Raw genomic sequence first — 2,826 nt, 5'->3', positions numbered from 1 at the left:
GGCGTACTCGTCCCGCAGGGCCGAGTCGCGGATGTCGGCGACCACCGGAACCGTCCGGCGCAGCGCCTCGACCCGGCCCTCCGCGTGGTCGAGGTCGTACTCCCCGAGCATCGAGCGGATGGCGAACTCGAACATCGGCACCCGGGTGGAGATGAGGTCCCGCACTGCCGCGTCACCCTTGTTCTGCCTCAGGTCACACGGGTCCTGGCCGGCGGGCGCCACCGCGACGAAGGTGCGACCGGAGAACTGCTGGTCACCGGAGAACGCCCGCATCGCGGCCTTCTTGCCGGCCTCGTCCCCGTCGAAGGTGTAGATGATCTCGCCGCGGAAGTAGTTGTCGTCCAGCATCAACCGCCGGAGCGTGGACAGGTGGTCCTCGCCGAACGCGGTGCCACACGCGGCGACGGCGGTGGTCACGCCCGCCGCGTGCATCGCCATGACATCCGTATATCCCTCCACCACCACCGCGCGGCGCTGGGAGGCGATGTCCCGCTTGGCCAGGTCCAGGCCGAACAACACCTGGGACTTCCTGTAGAGCATCGTCTCCGGAGTGTTCATGTACTTGCCCAGCGTGTCGTCCTCGAAGAGCTTGCGCGCGCCGAAGCCGATCACCTCCCCCGCGAGATTGCGGATCGGCCACAACAGGCGACGGTGGAAGCGGTCGATGAGCGTCCCCCGCGAACTGGTCTTGGACAGGCCCGCCGATTCCAGCTCCTTGGGCTCGAACCCCTGCCGCATCAGATGCTTGCTCATCGTGTCCCAGCCCGCCGGCGCGTACCCACACCCGAACGTCTCGGCGTGGGAGAGGTCGAAGCCGCGGTCGAGCAGGAACGCCCGGGCGGTCTCGGCCTCCGCGTCCTCGCGGAGACGCTCGGCGTAGAACTGCTGCGCAGCGGCGTTGGCCTGGACCAACCTCGACCGGGTCCCGCGGTCACGCTGGATCACCTGTCCGCCGCCCTCGTACGAGATGCGGTACCCGATCCTGTCCGCGAGCTGCTCCACGGCCTCGACGAAGCTGATGTGCTCCATCTTCATGAGGAAGGCGAACACGTCGCCGCCCTCACCGGTCGAGAAGCAGTGGAAGTAGCCGTGCTGGGGCCGGACGTGGAACGAGGGCGTCTTCTCGTCCTTGAACGGGGACAGTCCCTTCATGGAGTCCGCCCCGCCTGGTTTGAGCGCGACGTATTCGCCGACGATCTCCTCGATGCGAGTGCGTTCGCGGATCGCGGCGATGTCCTGCTCCGGAATCCGCCCTGCCATGCCGCCCAGAGTAACCGTCCGGACGGGAGACCGGCGTGGCCCCCGCGACAGGCCGATACGCTGGCCGCATGATCGCACCCCTGCCCCGCGCCCACGCCATACGGAACCCAGGGTCCCGCACGGTGGCGGCCTTCGCGTTCCTGGTGGCCCTCCTCGTCGGTCTCGTCGGGTGGGCGACGCCGTCGGCCTCGGCCGAACCGCCGTCCCGGCTGCAGCAGCAGGTCACGGATTCCGCAGGAGTGCTGGGCGCGCAGACGACCGCCGTGGAGGACCGTCTCGCGGAGCTCCGGTCGACCGACAACCTCCAACTCTGGGTGGTCTACGTCGACAGCTTCGACGGGGTGCCCGCGCAGTTGTGGGCACAGGAGACGGCCCGGCTGTCCGACCTGGGGGCCTCCGACGTGCTGCTCGCGGTGGCGGTCGGTGACCGCGGATACTGGTTCGAGTCCACCGACCCGCGTGCGGATCAGCGGATCGCCGACAGGGACATCGAGCCGCGACTCGCGGAGGACGACTGGGCCGGTGCGGCGATCGGTGCCGCCGACGGGCTCGAACGCCAGGGATCGGGCTCCGGGCTCTCCGGCGCCGCTCTGCTCGGACTCATCGCGCTGATCGTCATCGTGGTGGCCGCGGTACTGCTGGTCAGCCGGCGGCGCCGGGCGACCCGAACGGCCCGTCAGGCCGAGTCCGCCCGCGAGATACCCGGAGATGACACCGCCCGGCTGTCCGCGCTGCCGGTGGACGTCCTCGACTCCCGCGCCCGCGCCGGCCTGGTCGAGGCCGACCAGGCCGTGGACACCTCCACGACGGCGCTCGCGACCGCCGCCGGGGAGTTCGGTGAGCTCCGGACCCGCCCGTTCCGGGCAGCCCTCGACTCCGCCCGGAGCGAGGTCGCGGCCGCGCACTCCCTGATCCAGCGGCTCGACGACGACATCCCCGAGAGCTCCGACCAGCGCCGGGCGATGCTCCTCGAGGTGGCCGCCCGGGCCGAACGCGCCGAGCGCGAACTCGAAGGCCAGGCGACGGCGTTCGCCGAGATGCGTGACGTGCTGATCAACGGCGCCGCCTCGGTCGACTCCCTCACCCGGCGCGCGGTGACCCTGCGCGCCCGCATCCCCGAGGCGGAGAAGTCGATGGAGGACCTGCGGTCCCGGTTCCCCGCCGCCGTGCTCGCCTCGATCGACGACAACCTGACGATCGCGCAGGAGCTGCTCGACGCCGCCGAGGCCGAGACCTCACGCGCCCGCACGGCCCTGGCCCGACCCGTGGGCGAACAGGCCGAGGCCGTCGACGCCATCGGCTCCGCCGAGGAGGAGCTCGCGCGCGCCGAGAAACTCCTCGACGGCGTGGATCACGCGGCCGACGACATCGCTGCCGCCCGCCGCGACCTCGGCGCTCTGATCGACGAGGTCGACGAGGAACTGGGGCAGGCCGCCCGGCTCCTGCGGTCCCCGGACCTGGGCCGGAGCGGTCAGAACCTGACCAATGCGGCCTCCGCCGCCCGCGACGCCCTCGAGCGGGCCCGCCGCGACGGGGAGACCGATCCACTGGGCGTCTTCTCCGAAC

2 protein-coding genes are annotated in these 2,826 nt (G+C 71.2%); one reads left to right on the top strand and one right to left on the bottom strand.

What is annotated here, in order from left to right:
- Positions 1–1,260, bottom strand: a 1,260-nt coding sequence (gene dnaG, locus IY392_RS13980; RefSeq protein WP_194861539.1) for a DNA primase, incomplete at its 3' end; no start/stop codon positions are given.
- A 68-nt stretch (positions 1,261–1,328) separates the two neighbouring features.
- Here dnaG and IY392_RS13975 point away from each other — a divergent pair.
- Positions 1,329–2,826, top strand: a 1,498-nt coding sequence (locus IY392_RS13975) for a YgcG family protein (RefSeq protein WP_194861538.1), incomplete at its 3' end; no start/stop codon positions are given.

The sequence above is a fragment of the Dietzia sp. SYD-A1 genome (genome assembly GCF_015356725.1).
Taxonomy (GTDB): Bacteria; Actinomycetota; Actinomycetes; order Mycobacteriales; family Mycobacteriaceae; genus Dietzia.
This window is presented reverse-complemented; position numbering and strand designations above follow the sequence as displayed.